We start from the raw sequence: 15852 nt of genomic DNA on the forward strand, positions 1-15852 counted from the left end.
CAGAGGTGAGTCAGCCCAGATCTGGCTGACTCGAAGATATACAAAAACAAGTTGGAAAACATCTCCAACTTATGTCTTCGGTTCAAGTGCTAAAATACTACAAATTACTTATTCTCATCCATTTCGTATTTCTTGATTGCTTTATGAACCCTTTGGAAACTGTCATCTCCCATTGAAAATGCCTCCTCAAGGTCGAAGTATGAGGGAGCGCTACTATAAGCTCGCCAGCAACTTCTCAAATACTCTCTAAAGATGGCTGTTCTTGCATATCTGCTCGCAATTTTTAAGCATGATAAGTCTACTATTAGTTCATTTCTGGAAAGTTCGTCCATTATTGGGGTATCAAAAAGCATCGCATCAAGATATGCAAATTCACCGAGCCACCTCTTAATATGATACGCACCGATAGTAGTTACCCTAAAACTATCTGGCATATCTCCGATAAGATTACTATCTTCATCTTCTTCAAACGTAACTCTTAGCGAGGTTTCTATCAGCTTTTTGTTCGTGGCTCTCCTCAGTGCGGATTCTACCTGATTTGTCGTAAAGCCAGCGTTTTGACATTCCTCTATTAAAGTTTCGGTCCTACAAAATCCATCCTTGTCCAAATGCCCACCTTTCGTATCAAGATACGAAATAATAACAGGGACTAAGAAGTGTTCATTTGGGTCTGCATTACATATATCGAGCACGTTCATTGAAATTGATGTATCTGGACTGTAGTGAGAGTAGTCACCTAAAAGGGCCTGTTTAGAAAACTCATGTACAGGAATTCGATAGTCCCCTTCCTTCTCCATTATATCAGTTATCTTTTGTGCCTCTATGTTCGGAGAGCCGATGAAGCCAGTGACGAACTCTATTACCGCGCGAATATTGCCACCAGTAATATTCGTTAAAAACTCGTTTAGCTCTCTGTTATTTTGTAGTGATCGAACTAATGCTTCCAAAAATAAGGCTAAATTCTCAGATCGAACAGAAGGTAAATCGATCGCATGCTCTCCTCTAGCTAATTTAGCTGCGAACCTTAGCCTTTTTTCCACAACTTGGTCTACACGTGGCGGAGATATGGTAAAGATTTTATGTGGGTAAGCTGTTAACGCTCCTGAACGTTTAGACTTATAAAACGTTTGTGGTCGAACAGACAGAAATACAGTAGCTTTCCACTCTTTGGCTAGCTCTTGGGAAATAATAAAAGCTTCCTGTTGAATGTCGAAGTCTCGTTGGTCAGCATTATCAATACAAATTATGACTTGTTTTTTTCGCCCCTTCGCAATATGTTCTACCGAGCGCTTCATATGGTTACTTTTGTTTTCTACAAGGTTTGCCAGTTCTTCTATAAGCTTTTCTTGGTATTTTTCTGGGTTTGAATCTTTGTAACTTCCCCATAAGCCTTTGGCAAACCTTCGAATTTCACTATCATACACCCCGTGAATAAAACTGTTATCGTAGGTGTCAACTTCATATTGTCTTAGTAACTGATGCTCAATCTGATCCAAAATAAATGAGTTTATTTCTGTGTTGAGGGAAGCATTTGCACCTAAGTCAATGTAGATATAAATAGCCTTACTAAACTCTTCGTGTGCGCTGTTATGCCTTAAATTCTTTACGAATGATGTTTTTCCTACTCCTACATCCCCTATCAGAACTATAGGACGTCTGGACAATGCTTCCGCTACAATATCAGGCGAAAAATTTGAGCCTTTTTTGGATTTTACAGGTTGAACTGATGGTTGCTCTTCTGATGCACTAATGATCTGCTCCAGCCAGACTGGACACTTCATTAAGCGACATTTTGATTTTCAAAGTTAACTGGGCTTAGATACCCAAGAGCACTGTGCCTTCTTGTCCGATTATAATCAACCTCTATGTATTCAAAGATCGTTTGGCGCATCTCGTCTCGCGTCATGATCGGCTCATACTGGATCGCTTCAACTTTCAATGAATGGAAGAAGCTCTCAACACAAGCATTATCCCAGCAGTTTCCTTTCCTACTCATACTTTGCTTTAGATTATAAGCAGTTATGATGTCTCGATAATCTTTTGAGCAGTACTGACTACCTCGGTCACTATGAACGATAACCTGCTCAGGGAACCCTCGACGGAACAAGGCCATTGATAACGCATCGCAAACCAGAGTTGCCGTCATTCTGGTATCCATAGACCAACCGACTACTTGCCTGGAATAAAGGTCAATGATTACCGCCAAATACAGCCAGCCTTCGCTTGTCGCAACATAGGTGATGTCTCCCGCCCACTTTTGATTCGGAGCCTCTGCCTTAAAATCCTGAGCCAGCAGGTTCGGAGCAACTGGCATTTTATGTTTGCTGTCCGTCGTACACTTAAACTTACGTGCCGCTTTCGGCGTTAAATCCTGCCGCTTCATACTGGCGGCAATGGTTTTAACATTACGGCTATCACCGTTCTCAGCCAGCTCTTTCTGGATGCGCCTTGAGCCATCACGACCTTTGCTATTATCAAAAGCCTCTTTGACCTTCGTATCAAGCTCTTGCCGAGTTACCTCGCGCTGGATGGCCTTGTGGCGATGCTTAATCCAGTAATAAAACCCACTTCGTGAAACACCGAACACCTTAGCCATGCGGGCAACTCTGAAGCACAGCAGGTGTTCGAGCATAAATTCGTAGCAATCTACTTTAGGTTTTTCGCGAAGTAGGTGGCGGCCTTTTTTACTATATCTAGCTCTTCAGCTTGCTCAGCCAATTGTCGTTTGAGTTTGGCAACTTCAGCGGCTAGATCTTTTTCCCGCTGACTGGTGCTGGTGTCGCTCTTAGCTGACTTACGCCAACCATAGATCTGGGATTCGTGTAACGACAGTTGTCTCGCTGCCGCAGCTACTCCCACTTTCTCTGCTAGCTTCAGGGCTTCTGCTTTAAATTCAGGGGAATGGATAATACGTTTTTTCTTGCTTGTCATGGTTCACCTCGTTAGTGATTGTACTCACTTAACTCGGTGTCCAAAACTGCTGGTGCGGATCACTACAAAAGCAAACAAATTTGTCGATTTTTACTTGGGAGACTTAGATCCACATTGGTTTGTAAATTCAGGGAGCTATTAATGCAAGAAAGGAAACATCTAAATGATTATTTTGACATACCTTTTAGCGAAGAAGAGTTGGATAAGATTCGTTGGGAGGCTCAAGATTCGTTTAAAGCTACTAAAGAACTATCCAAGTATCACTCGTTTAATGGCAAATTACTTGGCATAACCATAGCGACGGCATTATTTGCCGTAAGTGCTATTAACCAAAGCGATAGTAGTGAGCTAAAAGGATTTCTAGTGTTGTTATTAATAATTCTCGCCCCTTTGTCACTATATAGACACTTCAAAGCCAAGAAAATGGAGAAAATTAATCACCATGCTGGTATTAAATTTAGAGAAAAGTATGATTTTTATGCCATGTATGATGAACACTATAAATTAGGCATGGTAGTACTTTCATACGAGGTCGAGAGGAATGGGAAAAAACGAAATCGATATAAGAGATTTGAAATTCCTACATTTCTTGAAATTGAACATGGTCTTTCTTGAGCCACTATTCCATTGAAATTAGTGGCCCAGGTTTTGTAAGTTACGAAAGTAGGTAGGCAGTGTTATCCAACCTCAATTTCCACTGAAAACGACTCATGAACCTCAGTGCTTTCAGTTTCATCAATCAATCTAGTTACTACACCACTACATAATAAATTCTCAAGCGCTTCTTCTTCGCTATCTGCGTTGGAGAGCGCTTCAATCCAATCGGATTCACTCACTTTATATTCTACCGTTTCAATACCGGTACACTCGACAGTGCGAGTACGGGTTAGCACTATTTCGCCATCTAGGATGTCCGTTTTACAGTGCGTATCAGTGATCGTTTAGTAGGTTGATTCCACCCCCTCCAAATAAGCAGGAGACTGAATTTCGAGTCCGGCTTTATGATGGTTTAAAACTGTCTCTAATAGCATGTAAACCGCACCGTTGAACTGCTCATTACATGCATGTTGTTCACGGTACATTTCGCTTGAGCTGATGCTCGCTTGAGTAATATCGTCTGCATTTTGAATGGTGATGCCATAGCAGTTGAGTTCTAAAGTTTTCATTGAAGATGCCCTTTCGTTGGTGATTAATGCACGGAATTCGACGAAGATGTAGTGCCATATTGATTCAGTACATCTTTGATATAAATATGGTCTTTGTCGATGAATGGACTAAAGCCTATCAAAATGAAATTGTCATGAAGCACATCACCACTCAACGCTTTCTCAATGCTCTTTTCTATATCATCTGGCTTAATCAGACCATGAATCAGGCACTCACTCGCATCTGTTTCAGTGAGTTTTAATAGAATACCTACCCCTTTTTCCGTTGTGCAATTTTCAATGATTTGACTTTTTAACTCTTGAATATTCTCGTCAGTCAATCGTAAGTTTGATGTCATTTGTACTTGGTCGCTCATAGCGTTTCCTTACTATCCGGTTGCTGTTAACTCTAATTTACCCCCTCTTTTAAATCGGCAAATTCAATACTCGGCATAATGACACATAAAGTGTTGCGATCAGCCTCTAAGCCCTATTTTCAGTCAGCCATAATCGTTAAATTTAGATAACGGTTAGTGATTTTGAATGTATCGGAATCACACTAAAAAACCGTAAAAATGCCGCAAGGCACAATAATCAAAATGAAAAAATGAAATTTAAAAAGGAAAAATATGACTTAAAATACAATGCAATACGTATAGTGGTAGCGGCTCATCTATTTTGGATAGTTCATGGCGAAACCATACTCAGGTGGCTTAAAATTGGTAGATGGATTTGGAAACACCGTGAGCTTACGAGAAGATAGTGTACATAGGTATTAAGAAGCGGCTCTGGCCGAAAGCCAGAGCCTGTTTTGATTAGATATTGGACTGATAATTCCAGGGCAAGAACTGTTGTGGATTAGCCTTAACTTCACTTTCCATTCGCTGTATCGTATTAAAGTAATCCAGCACATTTATACCCGCTTCGGCTGATGTCGCTATCATCGCCATGATCACATCCGCAATGCTCGCACCAGCCTGTGTTTTATGGAACAGGGCATTTTTTCGGTTGCGAGCAACTAGCTTGAGTGCTTGCTCCGCTCGGTTATTATCCAGCTGTGCTCCCTCGAGACGGCAGAAGGCGGTCAGCCCCTCATAATGCTTAGTAAAATAATTAATTGCTTTACCAAGCCCGCTGTTTTCTTCTGTACTTCCCCTGTTCAGCTCGGCCTGACCCCAGTTTCGGATCTGCTCCATTACCGGAAGTGATAGCTTTTTATGCCAAGCTAACCGTTGCCCCGCGTTAAGTCCTAGCTCCCTGGCTTCATCATCGTGTCGCCAGATTTCACCATACCACTGTAGTACTTGCTCCACTTCATCTGGAAACTGATTAAGGACTTCGGCAAACTGCCGTCGTCCGTGACTGTTGCACAGACTGTGTTCGACCACGTAATCAAGCGATGGGCGGTTGCTGGATAAGGCATCACTCATCAATATCGGGGGCGCGAGTGTCCGGCCACGGTCATGTAAAATCTCGTCGATGAACTCGCCGGCATGACCGATATTGGTCTGATACAACACGACAGTACGACCCTCTTTTAAGCCCGCGACTAAACCGGAGCTGTAAACACCACTGCGCTCTCGGGTTTTTGTTCCATTTCTCTGCGGCTTTTCTATCGGGACTTTGTCTAAAATTCGGTTGGTCGTGTCATCTAAATAATAGTGCTCTGCGTTTGCGGCAAACACTCTTAACAAGTTATAAATGGGTTGCAAGCTATTGGCGACTAACTCGACTTGGTCAAAGATGGTTGAGGCGGTCAGTTTAATCCCCATCAGCGCTTGCGTACTCTCCTGACGATAGTAGGGTGCACCTGCAAAAAACTTGTGAAGAGCCATCAGGCTGCGGGCACTGTAACCATACTTCTGGCTTGGCTCTCCATCATTTATCACGTCATTAGGTAACTTGGCAGTGAAGTACTGACCACAGGCATTGCAACGTAGCCGCTCCATAACGTGTTGCTCTGGGACGAACGGACTTTGCCCAGTGATCCGCAACAGCGTAGCGGGCTCGTATTTATATAACTTGCCTTTTTGACACTCGGGGCAACTATCGCCTTTCTTTAGATCGTCCAGTTTATGCTGAGTGACTTTCGGTTTCACTGGTGGTGTGCTGGGTTGGGTATTTTTAGGCTTAGGACGTTTTTGACCGCGGTTTTTGTTTTTCTTATTTTTCTGGCCGAGTAGAGTGTCCATCGTTTCTGATGACTTGACCATGCCAACCAACTTACGCAATTTATGCAGGGTGATATCGTTATCAGACAGACGCTCTTGCAAGGCAGCCAGCGTCTTTAATGCCTTCAACAAGATGTGGCAATCTTCCGCACTCAGTGCTAAGTCGTGCTCCTTTGCCTCGTGCACTCGCTGGATAAGCCCGTCCAGCTCTTCGCTGTCAATATCGGTAAAGTCTTGCGCCATTTAAGTTCCTGTCGGCTGGCTTGCAGTGCTGATGCGCTCAATTATTCCAGCATTGTGGGATCAGTCAACATGATCGTGAGGATCGATAACTTAAGGGGGAATAGTGTGCGTACGGTCATACTTTTTGCCAGCCAGGCAGCCCCACCAACAGAGCTTTAAGCTGCTTCGCGGCGACAGGGGTCACCCCATCTTGGTGATGACGGGGCCAATCTTGAAAGCGGCCTTTGCTCAGGCGTTTATTGATTAACCAGAAGCCAGAGCCGTCATAACATAATGCTCTAAGCATGGTTTGACGGCGGTTGGTAAACACAAACAGGGTTCCGCTACGAGGCGACTGTTTTAGCTGATGACGACACAGGGCGGCGAGTCCATCAATACCACAGCGAAAATCGGCTGGTTGAGTCGCAAGCAGGATTTTACTCTCAGCAGTCAGGTGGATCATTTTACTTCTCCTGCTTCTTGTATCAGAGCTCGCAATAAGTCAGGAGAGACAAGGCCGCTGATACAGATCTGACTTGAATTAGGAAGAGTGAGCTGAAGGCTCAGGTCTGATTTAGGTAGTAAATCAGGCTCTATCTGTAACGGAACAAAATCAGGAGCGGACGACTTAACGGGAAGTTGCTTGCGCCAGTCATTGAGCTGGGTGGTGCAGATCCGTAGTGCTTTGGTCACGTGACTGATCGGATATTCTTCAAGCAGCTTGAGTGCTAAGCAGCGTAGTTCATCGGGGATACTGGCATGTTTATTAATGCGGGTTTGTCGCCAGTGCTCAAAGTCAGCAGTGGCCTGAATCAGGTTTTTCTGGTTTTGCATGGTGCCTTCCTTATATTGGATAAGCACTTAGTAAACCAGAGCTGGCGAGTTAAGTTGAGCTATGCTGCCGTAAGCTCACGAAACACCGGATGTGGTTTTGGGATTTATTGTAACCACCAGCAGTCAACGTATATTGTTGGTAGGAATTTAGCAGGGTGTTATACCCTGCTATTTTTCCGTGTTATGCGGCTTTGTGTGCAGCTTTCTCGTTCATCGATTTCCGCTCAGCTCGTGAAATGAATTCACTTCGAACCTGTACCCCATCGTTCATCGTTTTATTAACCAAATTAACCGTATTATCGATGCCAAGTATTTCAGCGTGGAAACAAAACGTTCGAAAGTGAGCGCAGGCATTGGCTCTCAACGTTTCATCGGGCAGTTGTCGTACGACAGTATTTAGAGTGTTGATCATAAAACCGATGCGTCCTGATTTAGACGTCATCTCGCGGTCAGGAACATTAATGTCTCGCGCCATTAGCCCCAATTTTGCGCCAAATAAAACTTCTGGATCAGCGTTTAACTCCTCCAATATTCCAACCATTAAATCGATAGCTTTGTCGAGATCGCAGTGCGTGTTTTGAAGAATGATACTGTCTTGGTCTAGTGGACTCTTCGGAACTTCAATGTCTAAACCTGAAGTGGGTTCGATTAGATACGCTGGTGAGTAACATTCGACTCTCGATTCTAATATCTTTATTCCTTTCTTTAAGCTATCCAAGCGCTTGATTGATTGTCCATATTTATTGGCTTTCTCTAAAGCAAATGCGCCTGCTTTACGCACCTCTGATAGATTGAATCGTTGACCGTCATGAGGGTGTGGTCAATCCAAATATCGCACTCGCCGGTTTCATCATTCTCGACAACTACTAACGTTGGTTCGTGCTCAATCTTCTCAAGTACAATGTTGTCAATCAGAACGTATCGTTGTAGTTCAGTCATGATCAGATAAATTCGTCCCAACTCCAGCACACAATCAGATCATCCTTAAGTACAACAGGTCAATTTACACTCCCTTACTACCGTTATTTCTACATTGTGATAAGCTCACCTCCAAGCATCGCACTAACAAGAAACTTAACACAGATGACAGATTCAACCTTTCATAAGCAATTATCTGATGTACTCACAAACGCTCTACTGCACCTATATCTGGAAGTAACGAAATCACAAAAGTTCTTCACAACACAAGCCCGAAACCAGATCATTATTAGGTATATCAAACCATTAGTTAAAGATCGCCGCTACGCTCTAGTAAAAAAAAGACTGAAAACCATCTCTTTAATGAAGCCTGCCGGTGAATCGATTGAAAAGAGACTTCTTCAGATCGTCGATAGCTATCAATCCGTTATTAATCCTAATGATTCAGAAAAGCTATTTCGAGTTCTCACCCATATGGAAAAAGGTGGTATCCATAGCATGCTGACCGAAAGTGATGACATGGATGATCAAGATATCCTTATGGTATCGGAAGCTAAAATTGCAGAATCATTCGACGCGGATGGCCTTATGCTTAAGCCGTTAACGCTTTTTATAAAAACGGAACATCCAGATGTTATAGAGCGTGAATTAAGTGTCCTGGGTTTCTTTTCAATATCAGCATCAACGCCCCCTGAGAAAACATCAATGTATGAGTTTACTTTGAGCCCACTCAATACTTAAAAACCCAACCTGTGCCCGTGCTCTTTCAGCCACGCTTTATGTTCACGATAATCGGGCATCACGCGCTCGACTTCTTTCCAAAAGCTTGGGGAATGGTCGTGATGGATGAGGTGGCATAGCTCGTGGATCACCACATAATCCACGATACGGTTTGGCGCCATCACAATGAGCCAGTTGAATTCTAAATCTCCATAAGAAGTGCAACTGCCCCAGCGGCTTTTAAACTCTTTAATACGGATCACGCCAGTTTCGACGCCCACGACAGTACGGTAGCGTTCCACCTTCTCGCGAATTTTCTTTTGCGCTTGGCGTAAGTACCAATTTTCTAATGATTTACGTACATAATGACGTTGGGCTTCAGGTTCAGGCACTGTCACCGTCATGCGACCATTGAGCAGTTTTGCCCCTTTTAATTCCCCTTGCAGCACCTTTAAGCGATAGTTGCGCCCAAGATAAGGAAAGGCTTCACCTGATACATAATGCTTTTCACTGGCCGGTTTGCTGGCTTGATAAATCGCGAGCTTTTCTATTATCCATTGATGCTTGGCTTCCACCAGCGATTGTATACGTTCATGGGCTAAAGATTTTGGCACGACAATGCTCACCACGCCGTCTTCAACTTTCATCGAAGCCGTTTTACGGCGTGAAGTTCTTACGATATGAACTTGATAGCCTTGCCCTTCAATCAAATCTGCTTGTTCGGCATTAATGGCTATGTCGTTAATTAAAGGCTTATTCATGTCAGCTTAATCAATCCTTAAATTAACCAAATTTGGTCTTCGCCAGTTCCATAAAGCGTTCTTGCAAAATATTCACCAAGGCTTTGTCACCGAATGGCTGATCTAACACGATACGCTTTATGATCTTTTTCATGCGTTTGATTTCATCTTGTTTATTAAAGAAATCAACGATCTGAGTGGCTTCTTCTAAGGTTTTCACTAACTCTTGAGTCGTGTCTTTGATTGACTCGTGAATACTGGCATCCACCACATCACCATCACTGACATTGGTCACTTCCGTCATTAAGATGCCATAGAAAGCAAACTCCACTTCGCTTAGCCCTAAATCCTGCGCTGCTTGTTGATGTCCTTCCGAGACTTCATCTCTAAACTCAAACAATAACTCTAACTGCTCTTCCCAACGTCCGGCGGTTTTTTCGATAATGTCACGCAATCGCAAGCTTAACGAACGGTAATATTCCGGGTCTTCGTCCAGGTTGATATTAATGTGATGCTTAATCGCACTTTCAATTTCAGAAGCTTTCGATTCATCGGATTTGGAGGCTTGAATACTGTCTTTAAAATCCACCGCCAATAAATCAATCGGCGGAATTTTTGGATCAACGCCAGTACTTAGAATATGCTCATCCACCAGCGCCCGAACCTTAGCGCCAATGTCATTCATATCTAACCCTTCATCACGGTATTTATTTTTTGCGGCATGATGCACCTTACCTAAAAAGCGAGCATCCGCCATAAATGGCACCGCGGCAGTATCCGGTAAAATCACATTAAGTTGTTTGGCAAACTGCTTAAACGCCATATCAAACTGAGCGCGTTTGGCTTCATCTTTCAGCAACACCACATAATCATCCACATCTTCGCTAGTCATGCCTTTAAAGAAAGACATCGCGCGAGTGTGTTTAGCTTTTAGCTTAGGTATTTCATCTTTCAGGCTTTGGTAAGTGCCTTCCACATCTTCACTGCTAAACAACTCCAAGGCTTGCGTTAGCTGAGTGGCGAGGCCGTAATAATCCACCACATAACCGCATTCTTTTCCCTTATAGCTACGATTCACCCGTGCAATCGCTTGCATCAAAGTATGATCTTGCAATAAACGGTCGATATACATGACTTGCGCAATCGGAGCATCAAAGCCGGTTAAAAGCATGTCTTTCACAATCAAAAATGACGTGTTATCAAACTTCTTATCTGCTTCTTTGGTGTCTTTGGAATCGGTTCCAAAAGGCTTTTTGAAATTAGCAATCACCTGCTTTTGATGCGCTTTATCTGTGTACTTGGCAAGGTAAGCTTCATCGTTATGATTGCCTGAAATAATCACTTCCGATAACGGCCCATCCAATTCATCCAAAGTTTGCTTATACAAGGCTGCGGCATGACGACTGCCCACCACGATCATGGCTTTGAATCCATCTGGGCGAATATGTTCTTTATAATGCTTAATAATGTCTAGGCACACCCAACGAATGCGAGCAGGCGCTTCACGTACCGCTTTTTCCACGCCGTATTTTTGTTTGATTTCTTGCTGTTCTTCTTTGCTGTAATCGCCAAAATATTCTTCAAACAAAGCATCGAGGGAATCCCCTGCCACTTCGGACTTCACTTCACGGCCCTCATACAACAGCTTAACCGTCGCGCCATCTTCTACCGCTTGGTTAATCTTGTATTCATCGATATAACCACCAAACGCTTGCCCCATCTTTTGTGTTTTAAGCAAAGGCGTACCCGTAAAACCAATCTTAGGCGCATTCGGCAACGCAGCATTAATGGTTAACGCCAGACCACCAAATTGAGTCCTGTGCGCTTCATCAGCAAGTACAATGATTTTATCGCTTGGGTTTAAATCGACGAATTCACTATTGGCTTGCTCTTTCTCAAGATCGGAGAACTTTTGCACCATGGCCGTCACCAAATCTGAGCTGTCTTTTTTCAGCAATTCTTTGAGCTGAGCCACCGAGCCTGCGTTATAAACGGTTTCGCCCTGTGCATCACGGAAGGTATTAGAAAGTTGTTCATCCAGCTGAGTTCGGTCGGTAATAAACACCAGCTTGTATTGTTTTAAAATCGGATCACGGCGCATCTTCACCGCCAGCATCACCATAGTCAGGGATTTACCACTGCCCTGGGTATGCCAAACTACTCCAGACTTTTCTTTGCGGTCTTTACCGGTTCTTAGACGCTCAATAACTTTATTCACCGCACGATATTGCTGATAACGGGCGACTTTCTTAATCATCTTGCCATCGTCGGTCTCAAACAAAACGAAGTTCTGCAGAATATCTAAGAAGCTAGTTTTATTGAACATACCGGCAAGCAAACGCTGTTGAGCCGTCACATCATGATCGCTAGGTTCAGTAATGTTCTGTGCGTTGACTTCGTATAAGGCTGGCGCTTCTGCCGCTTGCAATAATTCGGTTTGAGGCGTTGTATCCTCTAATAACGCGTGTTCCGGAAGTTCGATTTCTAGCTTGGCTTGGAGATTATCCAGTTTATTGCTGAGCGTTTGTTGAGTGATATGCTCTGCGGTATAAGGATAAGCATCTTTCCAATCACCATAATGCTGGCTACTTGAGCTGATGGTACCCACTTTGGCTTTATCGCGACAAGTCGAGACCATTAGCTGGTTATACCAAAACAGTTTTTCCGCCCCTTCATCGACTTCTGGCTGACGAAGATTGGCATAACGTCTTAGTTGATTAATCCCTTCGCTCATCGGGCTGGCAATGTATGGCGATTTACATTCAATCACTGCCAAAGGAATACCATTCACAAAGCACACAATATCGGGAATGATGTTTTGATTCAGCCCTTCGACCTTAAACTGGTTACAGCATAGAAACTCGTTATTGTCAGGATTATCGAAATCGATCAGTTTGACCGTCTGCCCTTTGCGACCTTTACCGAGATCTTGCTCGACAGACAGATATTGCACCATGGTTTGATAAAAGGCGTGGTTATATTCCATTAAACCTGCATGATGTGGGTGAGTCACTTCACGGCTCACTTTGCGCAAGTTCTCGTCGCTGATCCAAGGGTTTAAGCGCTTAATGGCCGATTCCAAACGCTTCACCAACACCACATCACGGTAGTAGGCTCGTTCGGCCTTACCATCGGTATCCAGGTGATCTGGCGCGAGATCTTGACCTCTCACATATTGCCAGCCTTGTGATACCAACTGAGCAATGGCGGGTGCTTCTACCTTATCGAATTCGTTGTTCATCCTAAACGGCCTTATCTATACGTCATATTATTGCTGGCTTGATTGCTTCAACCACTCATCAAGTACCCGTTCTAATTTTGCTACTTGCTCTAAATGCTTATCCTGGTTTCTTGCTAACTTCTCTATATTTTGTAATTTCCAACGAATCGCTGGCAGGTTTGCTATATCAGGATAATCAAACAAAGACCAATCAGGAGCCCCTTCCTTATAGGACAGCAAAAAGGCACGATCTTTATCCGTAAACTGTTTTTGTAGTGCGCGTAACATCTCAGTGCGAGCAGACGTTAATTCTTCAAGCGTAACAGGTTCAAATGTCATGCCATCAAACTCAGATTGAAACCTTTCATCAAGCAACTGCCAGTTTGGATTCATCACTTCGTTAATTGGCCTTGGATGACCGAGTAAATACGTTAAGAATCCAACAAAAATATCACGAGAAATCCCGTCAGAGTTCAGCAACATACGCACATCAAATAGATCCCTAGGATGTTGTCGATCCATCGCTGCACAAAGTTTGCCACCATATAAATCAGGAAGGCTAACAACAGGGATTTCTGCATAGCCAAATTCATCTTCTACCGTTTCTTTGATTGGAGTTATTTCAGCAGAATGTAAAGTACCTCTAGAAACAGGGGAAACTTCAATTTTAATCGTCGCACTTGGTGTAGAAACTATGATCCTAAGCTCATCGGCTCGGTTATCTTGATAAACGGCTTTAATCCCTGATTGAGTATTAATGATATCTACAATACGTTGCAGTGCTGCTTTTACATTGGCTAGGGCTTCATCTCTTGGCTCTAGTGGCAAGTAAGCAAGATCGATATCCACCGACAAGCGAGGAAAATCCCACACAAACAAATTAATCGCCGTACCACCTTTCAAAGCAAAACAAGGTTCCGTTGCGACAATGGGTAGCATTCGAATGAGCAGTGAAACCTGCTTATAGTACGGGCTATTTCTATCCATAATCTTGCTCTTTTTTTGATATATCTAAAGTCATTGGAACCGTGATTTTGTAACGCTCATCATAGCGCCCACCTTCAACAACTTGTCGTTTCCCCGAGCCTAGTTTTATCTTGCTTTCATCTAACCGTTTCACCCATTGATGTCCGTGATAATGGCTCAAGAACAAGAAAATACGGTTTGCTTGTATAGCATCACTACGCTCAAGAAGAGATTGTACTTTTCTAGGACTTAAATTGACTAAACCTTGGAGGAGTTCTGCCGCATGCTCAAAAGAGATTAATTTGCCTATCGCATCCACCACTTCATAAGCAGCCAGTTCAGGACAACTGGCCTTAATCTCTTGACCTTGTACCGTTATGGTTTTGAGATCTTTTTCAGCCATTAACTCAAGCTTTGTATTTGTGCAATACGACCAGGATGATGAATCAAACTCTCTAAACCATTTAGGAAGATCAGCTTTTTGTTCAACCCCTAACCAAACTTGCTCTTTCGATACTGGCAAATAATGACTTAAACCTTGGTGCGTTAAACTGCTTAGTCCTGCTAAATGAACAGGAAGTTGTAATTGGCTATTTAACGCGTGTAAGGCTTCAACCCAAGTTGGTAAAGCATCATTTCTAGCATCTGGACGGTAGTAAACCCCCGAAGCTAACCGCTTTAACCAACCACTTTTTGCATATTTTTGAGCCAAAGAATAACCGATACCGTGCTCAAGCAACCAAGGCAACAACACGATAGAAGACGGAGAGGTATGTGACACTAGCCAGTTTATTTTTGATGACATTTTAACACCTAAGGTATGAATATCACATTAAACACAAACCAATCGGTTTATTTATTTTATTATTTTAGCACCTAAGGTATTAAAATACACAAATAAATAAACCAACAATACAAGCAACCTTCCCTATCCAACCTGTATTGATTTGCCTAACGCTGTCAGTCGATATTGTTGTAAGCGACTAGTGGGTTTTTCTGGAATCGTCATTTCAATCAAGCCATTGCTTAATGCTGGCTGTAAATAACGTTGATTAAAGGATTTTTTGTCTTTTAAACCAAGCAACTGCTGTAAATCCGTTCGGTTAAAGCTAGTTTGTGCTTGCTCGGCTTCGCCGGCTACTTTCATCACCTTGATTAGCATTTTGACTTGGGGGGTGACTTGGGGGGCGACTTGGGGGCTAACACCGGTTTCGACACTCTCAGAAGTATGATGCAACTGCTGTAGAGCCTGCTCTATCATCGACAACATAAAAGCGATAAAGGGTGCGCTGTCGGCGGCGTTAGTACTATCAGCGATAGCTTGATAATACTCGGTTTGATGGGCGGCGATTAAGCTCTCGACCGGCAAGTAGGTAAACACTTCATGGTATTGCTTTAAGATCAGCGTTTGCCACAAGCGCCCCATGCGACCATTACCATCGGCGAACGGATGAATGAACTCAAACTCATAGTGAAATACGCAGCTTTTGATCAGCGGATGATCGTCACTGTTAGCGAGCCATGTAAACAATTCGCCCATTAATTTGGGTACGCGATCTGCTGGTGGTGCCATGTGAATGACTTGCTGGTTTTTAATTACGCCCACGCCAGTGTTGCGGTATTGCCCTGCGCTATCAATCAATCCCAACATTAAGGTTTTATGCGCTTGCAATAAGCTTGATTCTTTTTGGTATGCAAAGCGGTCGAGTTGCTCGTATACGGTGAGGGCATTGCTGGCTTCTTGTACCTCACGCGCTGGGGCAATTACTCGCTTGCCTTCTAAAATGGCGGTGATTTGGTCTTCGGTGAGCTGATTACCTTCAATCGCCAGTGAGCCCTGGATGGTACGCACTCGGTTAACCTTTCGTAGCAATAACGATTGCACCTTATCTTGCGTGGCAGTCAATCGGCCAAGCTGTTCGCTGATGTTAGCCACCCGCGACAGGATTTGGTTATTAAGCGAGAAAGGCGGTGCGTAGTGCATG

General features: G+C 43.4%; 16 protein-coding genes. 2 read left to right on the plus strand and 14 right to left on the minus strand.

Features of this window, described 5'->3' with window-relative positions; translation table 11 throughout:
• Positions 1-104: 104 nt before the first annotated feature.
• The gene (locus VCASEI_RS19050; RefSeq protein ID WP_238321427.1) at positions 105-1781 is read right to left on the minus strand and encodes a hypothetical protein; all 1677 of its coding nucleotides are present in this window, start codon (positions 1779-1781) and stop codon (positions 105-107) included.
• A protein-coding gene (locus tag VCASEI_RS19055; RefSeq protein WP_110957751.1) for an IS3 family transposase occupies positions 1781-2931 on the minus strand; the annotation gives its coding sequence in 2 pieces (ribosomal slippage) (positions 1781-2688 and positions 2688-2931; 1152 coding nt in all). The genes VCASEI_RS19050 and VCASEI_RS19055 overlap by 1 nt, the downstream gene beginning before the upstream one ends.
• Positions 2932-3072: 141 nt before the next feature.
• On the opposite strand from VCASEI_RS19055, the gene VCASEI_RS19060 reads away from it, so the two are divergent.
• On the plus strand, positions 3073-3546 hold the full coding sequence (locus tag VCASEI_RS19060) for a hypothetical protein (protein ID WP_110957881.1): 474 nt from the start codon (positions 3073-3075) through the stop codon (positions 3544-3546).
• A 62-nt stretch (positions 3547-3608) separates the two neighbouring features.
• On the opposite strand, the gene VCASEI_RS19065 is transcribed toward VCASEI_RS19060, so the two are convergent.
• The 7 genes from VCASEI_RS19065 to VCASEI_RS19095 all read right to left on the minus strand — a co-directional run bounded on the left by VCASEI_RS19065 (position 3609) and on the right by VCASEI_RS19095 (position 8084).
• A complete protein-coding gene (locus VCASEI_RS19065) occupies positions 3609-3824 on the minus strand; it encodes a hypothetical protein (RefSeq protein WP_110957882.1) in 216 nt (71 codons plus the stop codon).
• A 48-nt stretch (positions 3825-3872) separates the two neighbouring features.
• Complete coding sequence (locus tag VCASEI_RS19070) at positions 3873-4097, minus strand: hypothetical protein (protein WP_110957883.1); 225 nt, start codon at positions 4095-4097, stop codon at positions 3873-3875.
• Between the two features lie 23 nt (positions 4098-4120).
• On the minus strand, positions 4121-4453 hold the full coding sequence (locus VCASEI_RS19075; protein ID WP_110957884.1) for a hypothetical protein: 333 nt from the start codon (positions 4451-4453) through the stop codon (positions 4121-4123).
• A 438-nt stretch (positions 4454-4891) separates the two neighbouring features.
• Positions 4892-6490, minus strand: a complete 1599-nt coding sequence (gene tnpC / locus VCASEI_RS19080; protein ID WP_110957756.1) for an IS66 family transposase — start codon at positions 6488-6490, stop codon at positions 4892-4894.
• Positions 6491-6605: 115 nt separating this feature from the next.
• Positions 6606-6932, minus strand: a complete 327-nt coding sequence (gene tnpB / locus VCASEI_RS19085; protein ID WP_004393962.1) for an IS66 family insertion sequence element accessory protein TnpB — start codon at positions 6930-6932, stop codon at positions 6606-6608.
• A complete protein-coding gene (locus VCASEI_RS19090) occupies positions 6929-7303 on the minus strand; it encodes a hypothetical protein (protein WP_110957753.1) in 375 nt (124 codons plus the stop codon). The genes tnpB and VCASEI_RS19090 overlap by 4 nt, the downstream gene beginning before the upstream one ends.
• 181 nt (positions 7304-7484) lie before the next feature.
• Positions 7485-8084: a hypothetical protein gene (locus VCASEI_RS19095; RefSeq protein WP_089110656.1), complete on the minus strand. Its 600-nt coding sequence runs from the start codon at positions 8082-8084 to the stop codon at positions 7485-7487.
• 302 nt (positions 8085-8386) lie between these two features.
• Between VCASEI_RS19095 and VCASEI_RS19105 the strand changes: the two genes are divergently transcribed.
• Complete coding sequence (locus tag VCASEI_RS19105) at positions 8387-8962, plus strand: DUF2913 family protein (protein ID WP_089110658.1); 576 nt, start codon at positions 8387-8389, stop codon at positions 8960-8962.
• On the opposite strand, the gene VCASEI_RS19110 is transcribed toward VCASEI_RS19105, so the two are convergent.
• The 5 genes from VCASEI_RS19110 to VCASEI_RS19130 form a co-directional block, all read right to left on the minus strand.
• Complete coding sequence (locus VCASEI_RS19110; protein ID WP_089110659.1) at positions 8959-9702, minus strand: M48 family metallopeptidase; 744 nt, start codon at positions 9700-9702, stop codon at positions 8959-8961. The two genes, VCASEI_RS19105 and VCASEI_RS19110, sit on opposite strands and share 4 nt — an antisense overlap.
• A gap of 22 nt (positions 9703-9724) precedes the next feature.
• The gene (locus VCASEI_RS19115; protein WP_089110660.1) at positions 9725-12922 is read right to left on the minus strand and encodes a type I restriction endonuclease subunit R; all 3198 of its coding nucleotides are present in this window, start codon (positions 12920-12922) and stop codon (positions 9725-9727) included.
• Between the two features lie 27 nt (positions 12923-12949).
• A complete protein-coding gene (locus VCASEI_RS19120; protein ID WP_089110661.1) occupies positions 12950-13888 on the minus strand; it encodes a nucleotidyl transferase AbiEii/AbiGii toxin family protein in 939 nt (312 codons plus the stop codon).
• Positions 13881-14672: a type IV toxin-antitoxin system AbiEi family antitoxin gene (locus tag VCASEI_RS19125; protein WP_089110662.1), complete on the minus strand. Its 792-nt coding sequence runs from the start codon at positions 14670-14672 to the stop codon at positions 13881-13883. Before VCASEI_RS19125 ends, VCASEI_RS19120 begins: the two co-directional genes overlap by 8 nt.
• Before the next feature lie 123 nt (positions 14673-14795).
• A complete protein-coding gene (locus tag VCASEI_RS19130; RefSeq protein WP_089110663.1) occupies positions 14796-15851 on the minus strand; it encodes a Fic family protein in 1056 nt (351 codons plus the stop codon).
• Position 15852: the final 1 nt, after the last annotated feature.

Source organism: Vibrio casei (assembly GCF_002218025.2).
GTDB lineage: Bacteria > Pseudomonadota > Gammaproteobacteria > Enterobacterales > Vibrionaceae > Vibrio > Vibrio casei.

Bases quoted from the DNA above. Each gene is read 5' to 3' on its own strand.
- VCASEI_RS19050 (WP_238321427.1), bottom strand. From the start codon at position 1,781: ATGAAGTGTCCAGTCTGGCTGGAGCAGATCATTAGTGCATCAGAAGAG.
- VCASEI_RS19060 (WP_110957881.1), top strand. From the start codon at position 3,073: ATGCAAGAAAGGAAACATCTAAATGATTATTTTGACATACCTTTTAGC.
- VCASEI_RS19070 (WP_110957883.1), bottom strand. From the start codon at position 4,097: ATGAAAACTTTAGAACTCAACTGCTATGGCATCACCATTCAAAATGCA.
- VCASEI_RS19075 (WP_110957884.1), bottom strand. From the start codon at position 4,453: ATGAGCGACCAAGTACAAATGACATCAAACTTACGATTGACTGACGAG.
- tnpC (WP_110957756.1), bottom strand. From the start codon at position 6,490: ATGGCGCAAGACTTTACCGATATTGACAGCGAAGAGCTGGACGGGCTT.
- tnpB (WP_004393962.1), bottom strand. From the start codon at position 6,932: ATGATCCACCTGACTGCTGAGAGTAAAATCCTGCTTGCGACTCAACCA.
- VCASEI_RS19090 (WP_110957753.1), bottom strand. From the start codon at position 7,303: ATGCAAAACCAGAAAAACCTGATTCAGGCCACTGCTGACTTTGAGCAC.
- VCASEI_RS19105 (WP_089110658.1), top strand. From the start codon at position 8,387: ATGACAGATTCAACCTTTCATAAGCAATTATCTGATGTACTCACAAAC.
- VCASEI_RS19110 (WP_089110659.1), bottom strand. From the start codon at position 9,702: ATGAATAAGCCTTTAATTAACGACATAGCCATTAATGCCGAACAAGCA.
- VCASEI_RS19115 (WP_089110660.1), bottom strand. From the start codon at position 12,922: ATGAACAACGAATTCGATAAGGTAGAAGCACCCGCCATTGCTCAGTTG.
- VCASEI_RS19120 (WP_089110661.1), bottom strand. From the start codon at position 13,888: ATGGATAGAAATAGCCCGTACTATAAGCAGGTTTCACTGCTCATTCGA.
- VCASEI_RS19125 (WP_089110662.1), bottom strand. From the start codon at position 14,672: ATGTCATCAAAAATAAACTGGCTAGTGTCACATACCTCTCCGTCTTCT.
- VCASEI_RS19130 (WP_089110663.1), bottom strand. From the start codon at position 15,851: ATGCACTACGCACCGCCTTTCTCGCTTAATAACCAAATCCTGTCGCGG.